At 63.8% G+C, this 13,857-nt stretch carries 12 protein-coding genes and 1 pseudogene; 4 read left to right on the top strand and 9 right to left on the bottom strand.

What is annotated here, in order from left to right:
* Nucleotide 1: 1 nt before the first annotated feature.
* From BRA471DRAFT_RS18490 to BRA471DRAFT_RS18475, 4 genes are all read right to left on the bottom strand, one after another.
* Entirely contained in the window at nt 2–484 is a 483-nt protein-coding gene (locus BRA471DRAFT_RS18490) for a tripartite tricarboxylate transporter TctB family protein (protein ID WP_007609893.1), read from the bottom strand.
* 193 nt (nt 485–677) lie between these two features.
* The gene (locus BRA471DRAFT_RS18485; RefSeq protein ID WP_007609892.1) at nt 678–1,670 is read right to left on the bottom strand and encodes a tripartite tricarboxylate transporter substrate binding protein; all 993 of its coding nucleotides are present in this window, start codon (nt 1,668–1,670) and stop codon (nt 678–680) included.
* Between the two features lie 52 nt (nt 1,671–1,722).
* Entirely contained in the window at nt 1,723–2,982 is a 1,260-nt protein-coding gene (locus tag BRA471DRAFT_RS18480; protein WP_007609890.1) for a CaiB/BaiF CoA-transferase family protein, read from the bottom strand.
* A gap of 9 nt (nt 2,983–2,991) precedes the next feature.
* Nucleotides 2,992–3,786, bottom strand: a complete 795-nt coding sequence (locus tag BRA471DRAFT_RS18475; RefSeq protein WP_007609889.1) for an enoyl-CoA hydratase/isomerase family protein — start codon at nt 3,784–3,786, stop codon at nt 2,992–2,994.
* Nucleotides 3,787–3,903: 117 nt separating this feature from the next.
* Here BRA471DRAFT_RS18475 and BRA471DRAFT_RS18470 point away from each other — a divergent pair, with 117 nt between their 5' ends.
* The 3 genes and pseudogenes from BRA471DRAFT_RS18470 to BRA471DRAFT_RS18465 all read left to right on the top strand — a co-directional run bounded on the left by BRA471DRAFT_RS18470 (nt 3,904) and on the right by BRA471DRAFT_RS18465 (nt 6,724).
* Nucleotides 3,904–4,569, top strand: coding sequence for a GntR family transcriptional regulator (locus BRA471DRAFT_RS18470; protein WP_088931066.1), 666 nt, complete (start codon nt 3,904–3,906; stop codon nt 4,567–4,569).
* Between the two features lie 42 nt (nt 4,570–4,611).
* Nucleotides 4,612–4,710 (top strand): annotated as a pseudogene (locus tag BRA471DRAFT_RS40375) (MBL fold metallo-hydrolase); the annotation flags it as partial.
* Between the two features lie 193 nt (nt 4,711–4,903).
* On the top strand, nt 4,904–6,724 hold the full coding sequence (locus tag BRA471DRAFT_RS18465) for a peroxidase family protein (protein WP_007609887.1): 1,821 nt from the start codon (nt 4,904–4,906) through the stop codon (nt 6,722–6,724).
* 30 nt (nt 6,725–6,754) lie between these two features.
* On the opposite strand, the gene BRA471DRAFT_RS18460 is transcribed toward BRA471DRAFT_RS18465, so the two are convergent.
* The 5 genes from BRA471DRAFT_RS18460 to BRA471DRAFT_RS18440 form a co-directional block, all read right to left on the bottom strand.
* On the bottom strand, nt 6,755–7,474 hold the full coding sequence (locus BRA471DRAFT_RS18460) for a haloacid dehalogenase type II (protein ID WP_007609886.1): 720 nt from the start codon (nt 7,472–7,474) through the stop codon (nt 6,755–6,757).
* A 125-nt stretch (nt 7,475–7,599) separates the two neighbouring features.
* Entirely contained in the window at nt 7,600–8,601 is a 1,002-nt protein-coding gene (gene glpX / locus BRA471DRAFT_RS18455) for a class II fructose-bisphosphatase (RefSeq protein ID WP_007609885.1), read from the bottom strand.
* 94 nt (nt 8,602–8,695) lie between these two features.
* Nucleotides 8,696–10,012, bottom strand: a complete 1,317-nt coding sequence (locus BRA471DRAFT_RS18450; protein ID WP_007609884.1) for a homoserine dehydrogenase — start codon at nt 10,010–10,012, stop codon at nt 8,696–8,698.
* A 29-nt stretch (nt 10,013–10,041) separates the two neighbouring features.
* A complete protein-coding gene (locus tag BRA471DRAFT_RS18445; RefSeq protein WP_007591524.1) occupies nt 10,042–11,262 on the bottom strand; it encodes an LL-diaminopimelate aminotransferase in 1,221 nt (406 codons plus the stop codon).
* Between the two features lie 214 nt (nt 11,263–11,476).
* Complete coding sequence (locus BRA471DRAFT_RS18440) at nt 11,477–11,752, bottom strand: hypothetical protein (protein WP_007609882.1); 276 nt, start codon at nt 11,750–11,752, stop codon at nt 11,477–11,479.
* Between the two features lie 255 nt (nt 11,753–12,007).
* Here BRA471DRAFT_RS18440 and BRA471DRAFT_RS18435 point away from each other — a divergent pair, with 255 nt between their 5' ends.
* Nucleotides 12,008–13,816 carry an alpha/beta hydrolase gene (locus tag BRA471DRAFT_RS18435; RefSeq protein WP_007609881.1) on the top strand — a complete coding sequence of 603 codons (1,809 nt, stop codon included), beginning with the start codon at nt 12,008–12,010 and terminating at the stop codon, nt 13,814–13,816.
* The last annotated feature ends 41 nt before the right edge of the window (nt 13,817–13,857 follow it).

The raw sequence follows: 13,857 nt of genomic DNA, 5'->3' as shown, positions 1-13,857 counted from the left end.
GTCAGAAGCCGAAGGCCGCGGCGAGCGCGCCGTGCGGCAAGCTCACCTGGAACATGCGCTCGAACACGACGTAGAGCGCGAGCGCCGTCGCCGCCGCCATACCAAGCGCGCGCGGCACGGATTGTTGTTTGGGGATCGCCAGCACCGCGAAGATGTACAGGGCTGAGGCGACGTACATCCCGGCCAACGGAATCGCAGCCACGAAAATCGCGGCCGGCACGAACAGGCCGGCAAGCCGGCGCAGCTCGATCGAGGTGATCGCGATGGGGACGTTCGCCAGTGACGCAACCGGCATCAAACCGCGCGCCAGATTGTAGAGACTTCCGAGCACGATGATGATGCCAGTCAGGAACGGGAACGTGCCGGCATCCACGCCCGCGCTCGACCAGCCGATGCCGTTATCGAGGCTGGAGACGACGACGGCCACACCGAAGCTGCCGGTGAGGATTGCGGTCGCAAGTTCGAGGGCGCGGCGTGATATCACGAGCCACTCCAGCGAAACGCCAGATGTTTGCTCAGTCCTCGTCCTGAGGAGCGCGCGTTGGCGCGCGTCTCGAAGGACGGTTCCAGGCGACATCCCATCCGCGGCCATCCTTCGAGACGCCCGCCTGCGGCGGGCTCCTCAGGATGAGGACGGTGATTGAACTCGGCTGCGCGATCGAACGCCATCGGCCGCCTCACTTGACCAACCAGCCCTGCTCGCCCGCGACCTGCTTGACGTGCTCGAGGTCCTCCTTGATGAACTTGTCGAGTTCGGCGCCGGTCAGGAAGGTGTCGACCTGGGAGGTTTTCTCGATGTAGTCCTTCCAGTCCGGCGTCGCCTGCACCTTCTTCATCAGGTCAACATAGAACGCGGCCTGGTCGGGGGTGACCTTGCCGGGGAGCCACACCGTCCGCGGCTGCTCATATTGCTTGATGTCGAGGCCCTGCTCGACGCAGGTCGGAACGTCGCCCCAGCCTTCGGTCGCGGTGACCTTGGCGCCCTGCGGCAGCCGCTTCGGGCTGAACACGCAAAGTGGCCGCTGCGTTCCACCGCGCCATTGCCCAAGACTTTCGCTGGGATTGTTGACGTGGGAGTCGAGGTGTCCGCCGGCGAGCTGAACGGCGGTCTCGGCGCCGCTCTTGAAAGGAATGTAGGTCAGCTTGACGTGGCCGGCCTTCTCGATCATGCGGGTCAGCACCTCGTCGGTGTCCTTTGACTGCGCGCCGCCCATCTTGAAATCGCCCGACGCGGCCGCCTTTAGATAGTCGCCCGCCGTCTTGTAGGGCGCGTCCTGCTTGACCCAAAGCAGGAACTCGTCCTGCGCCATCGCCGCGATGGCAGTAAGATCGGTGTAGTTGAAGGCGACCTTGGAGACGAGCGGCTGCTGCCAGGCATTCGACGTGCCGAAGATCACCTTGTAGGGATCGCCGGCCGACGCCTTGCCATAGACATAGCCTTCCGCGCCGCTGCCGCCCCCTTTGTTGACGACGACGATCGGCTGCTCCACCAGCTTGTGCTTGGTGATGATGTTCTGCACGGCGCGCGCGAGATTGTCGGTGCCGCCGCCGGGCCCGGCGGTCGCCACGAACTCGATCGGCTTTTGCGGCTGCCAGGCGCTGAGCGCCGGCATCGTGCCGGCAAGCACGGTTGCTGCCGCGGAGAGCAGAAGTGTTGACGTCCGACCCATGATTTCCTCCAGCTGATTTTTGTCTCTTGTTCTTGTCGTTTTCGACGTCCGGTCAGGCGACGCGTTCCTCGCGTCTTCCCGGTGCCAGGACGATTGCGCCTTCTTGTTCGAGCGCTTCGATCTGCTTCTGGTCGAACCCGTGCTCGACCAGCACCTCGCTTGTATGCTCACCGTAGACCGGCGCGCCCGTGCGCACTTTGCCTGGGGTCTCCGAAAACTTGACCGGCAAGCCGATCGTCTTCACGGGTCCAAGCGTGGAATGCTCGACCTCGACGACCATCTCGCGCGCCAGCGTCTGGGGATCGCTGAGCGCCTCCAGCATGTCGTGCACGGGTCCACACGGGACACCCTTCTCGTCCAGCGCCGCCAGCCAGTGCGCGCGGGTCCGGGTGCGGAAGCGCTCGCTCAGGACAGCTTCGAGCTCCTTCAGATTGGCCATGCGGTCGGCGCCGTTGATGAAACGCGGATCGGAGGCGAGTTCGCTCGCACCGAGCGCGTCCAGCATCAACAGCCAGTGCTTCTTGTTGGCGCCGCCGACCACCAGCCAGCCGTCCGAGGCCTCGAAGGCCTGATACGGCGCGTTGAGCGGATGCGCCGAACCCATCGCGCGCGGCGCGGTGCCCGCGGCCAGCGCGATGGTCGACTGCCAGTAGGTCTGCACCAGCGCGGCCTCGTAGAGCGAGGTCTCGACCCACTGCCCTTCGCCGGTCTTGAGACGGTGCGTGTAGGCCGCGAGGATGCCCATGCTCGCGAGCAGCCCGGCGGTGATGTCGGACAGCGGCGGACCGCATTTCACGGGCGGACCATCGGGACGTTCGCCGGTAAAGCTCATGATGCCGCTCATGGCCTGGGCGACCAGATCGAAGCCGCGGCGATGCTTGTAGGGTCCGGTGCGGCCGAAGCCCGACAGCGAGCAATAGATCAGCGTCGGATGCTGCTTGTGCAGGTCTTCGTAGCCGAAGCCGAGGCGCTCCATGGCGCCCGGCGCAAAATTCTCGACCAGCACATCGGCGCCCGCGATCAGCCGCCGCAACACCTGCTTGCCGCCCACGGTCTTCAGATCCAGCACAATGCCGCGCTTGTTGCGGTTCATCATCAGGAAGGACGCCGCCTCGTCGCCAATCTTCGGCGGCACCGAATGGCGGGTGTCGTCACCGTTCGGCGATTTCTCGATCTTGATCACGTCGGCGCCCATGTCGGCCAGCATCAAGGTGCAGGTCGGCCCAGCCATGACATGGGTGAGATCGATGACCTTGAGGCCGGCAAGCGGCCCCGAACGGCCGGGGGTTGATTGCGAGCGATCGCTTTGCATCGGAGCGTCCTATTGGCCGCGCCATTGCGGCGCGCGCTTGGTTAGGAAAGCATCGAGCCCTTCGCGAAAATCCTGGCTCGTGTAGCACATCAGAATGAGGTCCTCGCCCTCGTCCGGCGTCAGCCGCCTTTGCAGGCGCGCCACGGCCTGCTTGGTCGCATTCAGCGTCAGCGGCGCGTGGCTGGCGAGCAATCGGGCAACCTCGTCCGCGCGCCTGTCGAGCGCGGCGAGATCCTCGACGACCTCGCCGAGCAGACCGACACTGGCGGCCTCCGTCGCGTCGATGAGGCGCGCGGTGAAGATCAGATCCTTGACGCGGGCGGCGCCGATCAGTGCAGTGAGACGACTGACATTGGACATCGACAGGCAATTGCCGAGCGTGCGGGCAATGGGAAAGCCGATTTTCGCGCTTTGGGTGCCGATGCGGAGGTCGCAGGCCGCGGCAATGCCCGCGCCGCCGCCGGTGCAGAACCCGTTGATCGCCGCGATCGTCGGCACGCGGCACTGCTCGAGCGTGGTCAGCACCCGATCGATGCGGTTCTCGTAGTCGATCGCGTCCTGCGGCGACTTGAAATCGCGGAACTGATTGATGTCGGTGCCCGCGGCAAACGCTTTGTCGCCGGCCCCGCGCAGCACCAGCACCTTGATCGCGTGATCGTCGTTGATCTCCTCGCAGATCGCGGCAAGCCGCTCATACATCGCGAAGGTGAAGGCGTTGCGAGCCTGCGGGCGGTTGAAGGTGATCCGCCCGATACCGTCCTGACGCTCGAAAACGAGGTCTTCCGCGACCACCTGCTGGTCCATTTCCTCAATGTCCTTCTGTTTTTTACAGTTTTGAATGCAAAATTATCGATTTACAAGCTGGAACTTGCATTTATTCGTATATAGCTCCATTTTTGCATTCAAATGGACTTCAGACCCATGCTCCATGAGGAAGTCGTCGGCCGCATCCGGGCCATCCTGCTCGACGGCGAAATCCCGCCGGGCGCGCGGATTCCCGAGCGCGAGCTGTGCGAGCGGCTGCAGATATCGCGCACGCCGCTCCGCGAGGCACTCAAGGTGCTCGCCGCCGAAGGGCTCGTGCAGCTTTTGCCGCATCGCGGCTCGCGCGCGGCAAAACTGACCGACAAGGACATGCGCGACCTGTTCGAGGTCTGCCAAGGCCTCGAGGCGCTCGCCGGCGAGCTCGCCTGCGAGCGCATCACCGACGCCGAGATCGACGCGATCGCCGCCGCGCACGCGGAGATGGTGCATCATCATCGCGAGGGCGACCTGATCCAGTACTATCGCGGGAATCGCGCCATTCACGAAGCCATCGTCGCTGCGGCCGGAAACCCGGTGCTCGCGGGGCTCTATACATCCGTGACCGCGCGCATCCGCCGCGCGCGTTACGTCACTCCGATGACGCCCGAGCGCTGGGCGGTCGCCGTGAAGGAGCACGATGCCATCCTGAACGCACTGCAGAGGCGCGACGGCGTCGGCCTTGCCCATATCCTGCGCGCGCATTTGCGCCACAAGCGCGAAGAGGTTTTACAGGCGGGTTTTGCCGAAACGGAAGGCAGCGACCTGGTGCCGCGGATTGCGTGAGACGGCATTCGCGACGTCAAAAGAATCTTGCGGTCACGCCGTATCGCGCGGCATCACTTCGCCTGGCCCGGCTACGGCCATGTCGCCAAGGCCGGCGAAGGATTCCACTATTGTCCCGAACCGATGCAGATGACGTTGTAATCGCCGGATCAGGGTCCGGGTGGCGTACGCGCCGCCCGGGCCGCCGAACGATCACCGCCGTCCGGCTGACCGGCAAGCAATTGCAATCCGCAATGTCTCCGGCGGCGTTGGCAAGCGGACATTTTGATGTTATTGAATTACATCTACTAATTGCAAATCGAGCTTATTGACGTGAATTTGTTTGGGAGCGTCAATGTCCCGCGAGAACGATGGTTTTGTCTTCCATCGTGACCTGCTCCAACGGGTCCCGGATGTTGTCTATTGGGCCATCAACTTCTTTGTCACATGGGACAAACTGCCGACCCTGCTCGGAGCTGCCAATCTCTCGGCGTTCCGCGATCGGTTGCGGGAGCACAATCTGCACCATACCGGCTACGGCACGACATCGCCTCGCTGGAGCACGGGCAATGACCGCTGGCGTTCCGCCGACGGCTCGTTCAACAGCCTCGACCATCCGCGCATGGGGATGGCTGGCGCCCGGTTCGGACGCAATTTCGCGCTGCCCCAATGTGTGCCGGACAGCCTGGACGACCTGCTCGAACCCAGTCCGCGCGTGATCTCGGAGGAATTGCTGGCGCGCCGCGAATTCATTCCCGCGACCAGCCTCAATCTGCTGGCCGCCGCCTGGATCCAGTTCGAAACCCATAATTGGTTCAGCCATGGGTCCCCCAAGTCGGGAAACGAGTTCAAGATTCCGCTGAAGCCAAACGACGAATGGCCAGCGGATCAGCGGATCGACGGCTGCATGACGATCCGTCGGACCGTTTGCGACGAGACGCCACGTGAACCATGGCTCGGCGCGACCCCCACGTTCCGCAACCTCAACTCGCACTGGTGGGACGCCGGACAGATCTACGGCAGCGACCGCGCGAGGCAGATGCAGATCCGTTCCGGGGCAGATGGGAAGATCGCGGTCGGCGATGATGGGATGCTTTCAGCCGATCCGGTGCATCCGGGCGCCGATCTCACCGGCTTCAATGACAATTGGTGGGTGGGGCTCAGCCTGCTGCATAACCTTTTCGCACGCGAGCACAATGTCATCTGCGACGGCTTGAAGACGCGGTATCCGACCTGGAACGACGAGGCGCTATTCCAGCATGCGCGCCTGATCAACGCGGCCCTGATCGCCAAGATCCACACCGTCGAATGGACGCCAGGCATCCTCGGCCATCCCGCGCTGGACTTCAGCATGCACGCGAACTGGTCGGGGATCCCGTGCCGGGTGCTACGCGCGGTGCTCGGCAAGAACAGCGAAGCCGCCTTTGGTATCATCGGCTCTCCGACTGATCAGCACAGCGCGCCCTACGCGATGACGGAGGAATTCACCGCCGTGTACCGCCTGCACCCGCTGATCCCCGAAACGATGGATGTACGGCGGCTCGATAGCACAGAGATTACCCCTAGCGATTTGGTCAAAATGCAGGGGCGCGCCTCCCGCGAGTTCATGCAGACTCACGGCTTCGTCGACCTGCTATACTCGTTCGGCACCGCTCATCCCGGCGCCATTCGCCTCCACAATTATCCCAACTTTCTGCGCCAGTTCACGAAGGACGACCAGCCGCTGCTGGACGTGGCGGCGATCGACATCATGCGCGATCGCGAGCGCGGCGTGCCGCGCTACAATCGGTTCCGCGAACTGGTCGGCAAGAAGCGGGTCAAGACATTCGAGGAAATCACCAGCATCCCCGATGCCGCCAGGAAGATGCGCGCGATCTACAAGGGCGACGTCGATCGCGTTGATCTGATGGTCGGATTATTGGCCGAGGACCTGCCGGACGGTTTTGGCTTCAGCGATACCGCCTTCCGCATTTTCATCCTGATGGCATCGCGGCGTCTGAAGAGCGACCGGTTCTTCACCGATGACTACCGGGCGGAAGTCTACACCAATTTCGGTCTGGACTGGATCCACAACAACGGAATGAAATCGGTACTGCTGCGGCATGTACCGCAACTCGGCCCGGCGCTCGAGGGCGTCAACAACGCCTTCGCCCCGTGGAACGTGCTGCGAGGCTGAGCCTTGGCCCTCTGCAAAGTCGCAGCCCCCCTAGCACCCGAGCGTGTCGGCGATCCCGCCAAAATCCTTGGCGACGATGTCCCAGTTGCCGGTGGCCTCGAAATCGACCTTCTGGAGCGGACCGTATTCGGTCGGCCGTGCCACGAAGGCCGTTTTCAGCCCGTTCTTCTGCGCGGCGGCGAGATCGCCGTTGTGGGCGGCGACCATCATCACCTGCTCCGGCTTGAGGCCGAGCAGGCGCGCGGCGCCGAGATAGGTTTCGGGATCAGGCTTGTAGTGCTCGAACAGCTCGGCCGACATGATGAGGTCCCAGGGCAGCCCTGCGAACTTCGCCATGTTCGTGAGCAGCGCGACATTGCCGTTCGACAGCGGCGAGATCACGAATTTCGTCTTCAGCCGCGTCAGGCCCGCCACGCTATCGGGCCACGGGTGCAGGCGGTGCCAACCCTTGGTGAGGTGATCGAGATCGGCTTCGGTGAGGCCTGGAATCGAAAATTGCGCGACCAGCTTTTCCAGCGAACGGCGATGCAGATCATCGAGCATGACATAGCCGCGCTCGGGATGTTTGCGCACGTCATCCATCGAAGCCATGTACATGCCGCGCCAGCCGTCGACCAAGGCAGTCCAGTCGGCGCTGATGCCGCGGCCCCTCGCCCACCACATGAAGTCGGTGATCAGGCTGGTGCGCCAGTCGACGACGGTGCCGAACACGTCGAAGACCAGGGCTTTGACGGCGGACAGGTCGGACACTGGCGCTTCCCTTAATTGTTCTTGTTGTCATTCCGGGGCGCGACGAAGTCGCGAACCCGGAATCCAGAAGTTGTGGCGCGAGATTCCGGGTTCTCGCTTCGCGAGCCCCGGAATGACGGAGAACATCAATCCAAATGGAACTTGGCCAGCTCGCGGTGCTCGGCCTTGATGTAGCGTACGGTGCCGGTGACGGAGCGCATCACCACCGTCTCGGTCTCGATCACCCCGTCCTTGCGGAATTTGACGCCTGATAGCAGCGAGCCCGTGGTGACGCCGGTGGCGGCGAACAGGCAGTCGCCGCGCGCCATGTCCTCTATGCCGTAGATCATCTTGGGATCGTTGACGCCCATCTTGGCGGCGCGCTCGCGCTTCTCGTCGGAGTCGAGGATGAGACGGCACTGCATCTGGCCGCCGATGCAGCGCAGCGCCACGGCCGCGAGCACGCCTTCGGGCGCGCCGCCGGTGCCGAGATACATGTCGACGCCGGTATTATCAGGGTCGGCGCAGTGGATCACGCCGGCGACGTCGCCGTCGGTGATGAGGCGCACGGCGGCGCCGGTCGAGCGCACGCTCTCGATGATGCTGGCATGGCGTGGCCGGTCGAGCACGAGAACAGTGATGCCGTCCGGCTTGACGCCCTTGGCCTTGGCAAGGCGGCGGACGTTTTCGGCCGGCGTCGCATCGAGCTCGACGACGCCTTTGTCGTAACCCGGACCGATCGCGAGCTTCTGCATGTAGACGTCGGGCGCGTGCAGCAGAGTACCGCCGTCGGCCATCGCCATGGTGGCGATCGAGCCCGGCATGTTCTTGGCGCACAGCGTGGTGCCTTCGAGCGGGTCGACCGCGATGTCGACCTGCGGGCCGGCGTTCATGCCGACCTTCTCGCCGATGAAGAGCATCGGCGCCTCATCGCGCTCGCCCTCGCCGATGACGATGGTGCCCTCGATCGGCAGCTTGTTGAGCTCGCGCCGCATCGCATCCACCGCGGCCTGGTCGGCCGCCTTCTCGTTGCCATGCCCGCGCAGACGCGCCGAAGACACCGCCGCCCGCTCCGTCACACGCACGATCTCCAGCGTGAGAATGCGCTCGAGCAACGCTTGCGGCGGGACTGAAATATGGGTCGACATCGGCTCACTCCTTAAACAGTTTTGGACGGACATCTCCGCCGCATCAACTCGTAACACCCACAGTTCGTTCGAACCGTGTCATTGCTAAGCATGCTCAGTTCTTCTCGATCCGTATCACCTGCGGCCGCCCGCTGATCACCTTGTCGCGCTGCACGGCCGCGAGCGCGCGGCGCACGGCGTCCTCGTGCGTGGCATAGGTGATGAGGATGACGGGCACCGGGACCGCCTTGCCGTTTGTCGACGCAGCGCCGCCATTGGGATGGCGCTGCACGATCGACTCGATCGAAATCTTCTGCTCCGCGAGCCGCGTCGCGATTGCAGCCGCGGTGCCCGGGAAATCGCGGGCCAGAAGGCGGATGTAGTAGCCGCCCTCGTGGCGCTCCATCGGCGCCTTCTTGGTGTCGCGCAGCTGCGAAACCGGCCGGCCGAACGGATTGGCGCGAATGCCGCGCGCAACGTCGGCGATGTCGGCGACGACGGCGGATGCGGTCGCGGCGCCACCGGCACCGGGGCCGACCAGCGTGATCGGCGGGATGCCCTCGCCATCGATCGTGACCGCGTTGGTGACACCCATCACCTGCGCAATCGACGAGGATTTTGGAACCATGGTCGGATGCACGCGCTGCTCGATGCCCGTGGCGGTGCGAACCGCGACGCCCAGCAGCTTGAGCCGGTAACCGAGATCGTCAGCGGCACGGAGATCTTCCGGCGCGATGGAGGAGATACCTTCGACATACACCGCGCTTTGAGCAACTTTCGTGCCGAAAGCGAGGCTGGCGAGAATGGCGAGCTTTTGCGCGGTATCGTGGCCGTCGACGTCGAATGACGGATTGGCCTCGGCATAGCCGAGCCGTTGCGCGTCCTTCAGGCATTCGGCGAAGGACAGGCCCTCCTGCTCCATCCGGGTCAGGATGTAATTGCAGGTGCCGTTGAGGATGCCGTAGACACGGTTGATGCCGGTTCCGGCAAGACCTTCGCGTAACGTCTTGATGACAGGGATCGCAGCGCCGACGGCTGCCTCGAAATTCAGCGCGCCGCCGTGCTTTTCGGCCGCCTTTGCCAGCTTGAGGCCGTGCTTTGCCAGCAACGCCTTGTTGGCGGTGACCACGGACTTGCCGGCAGCGAGCGCGGCTTCGACCGCCGACAGCGCGGGGTCGCCGGAGCCGCCCATCAGTTCGACGAAGCAGTCGATGCCGGGATGCGTGGCGAGGGCAAGCGGATCCTTGACCCATTCGACGCCGCGCAGATCGACGCCGCGCTTCTTCGCCTTCGAGCGCGCGGTGACGGCGACGACGCGGATGCCGCGGCCGCTGCGGCCGGCAAGCACGCGCGCCTGCGTTTCGATCAGACGGACAACTTCGGCGCCCACGGTGCCGAGCCCCGCTATGCCCACTTTCAGGGGTGCAACCATGATGCCTTGGAAAACCTGCGGAAGAGAACTTAACGCCGAGTGGCGAGCGGAACGACGTTGTGCAACGTTTCGATGCCGCTTTCAAGGAAGCGGCGCACGCCGCGCGCGGCCTGCCTAATCCGTTGCTCGTTTTCCACCATGGCGATGCGGACATATCCTTCGCCATGCTCGCCGAAGCCGACGCCGGGTGAGACCGCGACACCGGATTTCTCCACCATCAGGGTCGCGAATTGCATGCTGCCGACGCTGCGGAAGGCTTCCGGCAGCGGCACCCAGGCGAACATCGACGCTTCCGGCGGCGGGATCTCCCAGCCGGCACGGCCAAACGATTCCACCAGCGTGTCGCGCCGCTTGCGGTAGGTGTCGCGCATCTCCTTGATGCAATCGTCCGGTCCGTTCAGCGCGGCGGTCGCCGCAACCTGGATCGGCGTGAACGCACCGTAGTCGAGATAGGATTTGACACGGCCGAGTGCCGCAATCACGCGCTCGTTGCCGACCGCAAAGCCCATGCGCCAGCCAGCCATCGAATAGGTCTTCGACATCGAGGTGAACTCGACGGCGACGTCCATCGCGCCCGGCACCTGGAGCACCGAGGGCGGCGGGTTGCTTTCGTCGAAATAAACCTCGGCATAAGCGAGATCGGACAGGATCAGGATCTCGTGCTTCTTCGCGAACGCGACCAGGTCCTTGTAGAAATCGAGGCTCGCGACATAGGCGGTCGGGTTCGAAGGATAGCAGACGACGAGCGCCAGCGGCTTCGGGATCGAATGCACGATCGCCCGCTCGACCGCCTCGAAGAATTGCGGCGTCGGCTCCGAGGGCACCGAGCGGATCACGCCGCCCGCCATCAAGAAGCCGAAGGCGTGAATCGGGTAGCTCGGATTGGGACAAAGGATGACGTCGCCGGGCGCGGTGATCGCCTGCGCCACGTTGGCAAACCCCTCCTTGGAGCCGAGCGTCGCCACCACCTGGGTGTCGGGATTGAGCTTCACGCCGAAACGGCGGGCGTAGTAGCCGGCCTGGGCCCGGCGCAGCCCGGGGATGCCGCGGGAGGCCGAGTAGCGGTCGGTGCGCGGCTTGCCCAGCGTCTCCTTCAGCTTCTCCAGCACGTGCGCCGGCGCCGGCAGGTCCGGATTGCCCATGCCGAGGTCGATGATGTCGGCGCCGGCATTCCGCGCGGCTGCCTTGGCCCGGTTGACCTGTTCGAACACGTAAGGCGGAAGACGGCGGATGCGGTAAAATTCTTCCATGGCTCTCTCGGCTCCGGGCAACCGGTCAGGACAGAATCGACAGGCCATAAAGACCAGGCGGCAGGCGCCCGTATCCTTCGCGAAAATTACTCAAGATCAAATACTTAGAGCAATTATCGCCGACGTTGACTGAAGTCGTTCGCCCTGACTCTCGGCTGAACTAAGGTCTTTTAGCACGGCGAGGCGGAGGCGCCAGCGATTACCTTGCAGCGCCCTATTTCGCGTCCTTGGTGGCAACCGCCTGGCGGTCGCGCGCGGCAGCAAGTTCGGCCTCGATCTTGGCCCGTTGGTCCGGCGGCATGACCGCCTGATCGCGATCCGGCGGCAGATCGTGCACCGGCAGATAGCTACCGGCCTCCCTGGGATGCGCTTGCGCATCGGAAGGCGTCATATCCGCAAGCTGGCTCGAGCACCCGCCCAAGGCCAGCGCCGCCATCAGCAGCGCGCCACAGATCCGCCGCGACTTTTGCAGGTCCCTCAACGCCAACACTAGGGAAATCCCCACTTCGTACCAAAGCACGGCCCCGGGGCAATCTTACCCAAATCCGCGCCCAAGCTCAAACCATTGCTGCCCAAACGGTGCGAGCGAGAAAACAACCCCGGGACCACCAAGCCGAGCGGTGCGGCTCGATTGTGACGGAACCAAGAAAATTTGTCGCACTGCAACACATCTTCGAGAGTGTTTAACGCCAAACATGCGAGCTTCGCGGTGACGAATACGGAATGAATCGTTACTGTTCTGCTCATGAGTATGGCCACCACCGATACGCCCAGACCCGAGACGAAGTTCGATGCGGAAGCCTTCGCGATGAATGTCGCGCGGGCGATGGAAAGCGGCGGCAAGGCGCTCGCCGCGTACCTGAAGCCGCGCGAGAGCGGCGAGGTGCAGGATCGGCCGCCGGCCGAGCTTACCGAGGTTATCAAGACCTTCACCGCCGTCGCCGAATACTGGCTGTCTGATACGTCGCGGTCCTCCGAGCTCCAGACCAAGCTCGCCAAGGACTATCTCGACCTCTGGGGCTCGGCGGCGCGCCGCATGGCCGGTCAGGACGCACCGCCCGCGATCGCGCCCTCGCCGCGCGACAAGCGCTTTGCCGATCCGGAATGGAAGTCGAACCAGTTCTTCGATTTCATGATGCAGCTTTACCTGCTCACGACCAAATTTGCGCAGGAGCTTGTGCGGGACGCCGAGGGGCTCGATCCGCAGACCCGCCGCAAGGCCGAGTTCTACGTCCAGCAGCTCACCAACGCGATCTCGCCCTCCAACTTCGTGCTGACCAACCCGGAAGTGCTGCGCGCGACGGTGGCCAGCAGCGGCGAAAATCTCGCGCGCGGGCTGAAGATGCTGGCCGAGGACATCGCCGCCGGCAAGGGCACGCTGAAGATCCGTCAATCCGATCCTGACAATCTCGTCGTCGGCGTGAACATGGCGACGACGCCGGGCAAGGTGATCTACCAGAACGAGATGATGCAGCTGATCCAGTATGCGCCGGCGACGGAGAACGTGCTGCGCACGCCGCTCCTGATCATCCCGCCCTGGATCAACAAGTTCTACATCCTCGACCTCAAGCCGGAGAAATCCTACATCAAGTGGTGCGTCGATCAGGGCATCACCGTGTTCGTGATCTCATGGGTCAATCCCGACAAGCGGCTAGGTGCCAAGAGCTGGGAAGACTACATGAAGGAAGGCCCGCTCACGGCGATGGACGTGATCGAGAAGGTCACCGGCGAGATGAAAGTGCACACCGCCGGCTATTGCGTCGGCGGCACCATGCTCGCGACCACGCTGGCCTGGCTCGCCGAGAAGCGCCGCCAGCGCGTGGCGTCCGCGACGTTCTTCGCGGCACAGGTCGACTTCACCCATGCCGGTGATTTGCTCGTGTTCGTCGACGAGGAGCAGATCGCATCCCTCGAGCAGGACATGAAGGCGGCGGGCGTGCTCGAAGGCTCGAAGATGGCGATGGCCTTCAACATGCTGCGCTCCAACGATTTGATCTGGTCCTATGTCGTCAGCAATTACCTCAAGGGCCAGCAGCCGAGCGCGTTCGACCTGCTGCACTGGAATTCCGACGCGACGCGCATGACCGCGTCGAACCATTCGTACTATCTGCGCAATTGCTATCTTGAGAACCGGCTCTCGACCGGCACGTTGGTGCTGGACAACACCTTGCTCGATCTCTCCAAGGTCATGGTACCGATCTACAATCTAGCAACCCGCGAGGACCATATCGCGCCGGCGGAATCGGTGCTGTACGGCTCCCAGTTCTTCGGCGGCCCGGTGAAATACGTGCTGTCCGGCTCGGGCCACATCGCCGGCGTGGTCAATCCGCCCGCCTCGAACAAATACCAGTACTGGACCAACGACAACGTCAAGTCCGCCAACGTCGCCGAGTGGATGAAGGGCGCGGTCGAGCACAAGGGCTCGTGGTGGCCGGACTGGCGGCAATGGCTGGGCGCGCTCGATCCCGAGGAAGTCCCGGCCCGCACGGTCGGCAGCGATGCGTTTCCCCCGATCGAGGACGCGCCCGGCAGCTATGTCAGGGTTCGCGCATAGCAGAATCTTCCGCGCTTTCGTATAAGCTCCACGCCTGCGGC

It is taken from the genome of Bradyrhizobium sp. WSM471 (assembly GCF_000244915.1).
Taxonomy (GTDB): domain Bacteria; phylum Pseudomonadota; class Alphaproteobacteria; order Rhizobiales; family Xanthobacteraceae; genus Bradyrhizobium.
The sequence above is the reverse complement of the archived record's forward strand: the minus strand, read 5'-3'. Positions and strand labels throughout refer to the sequence as shown.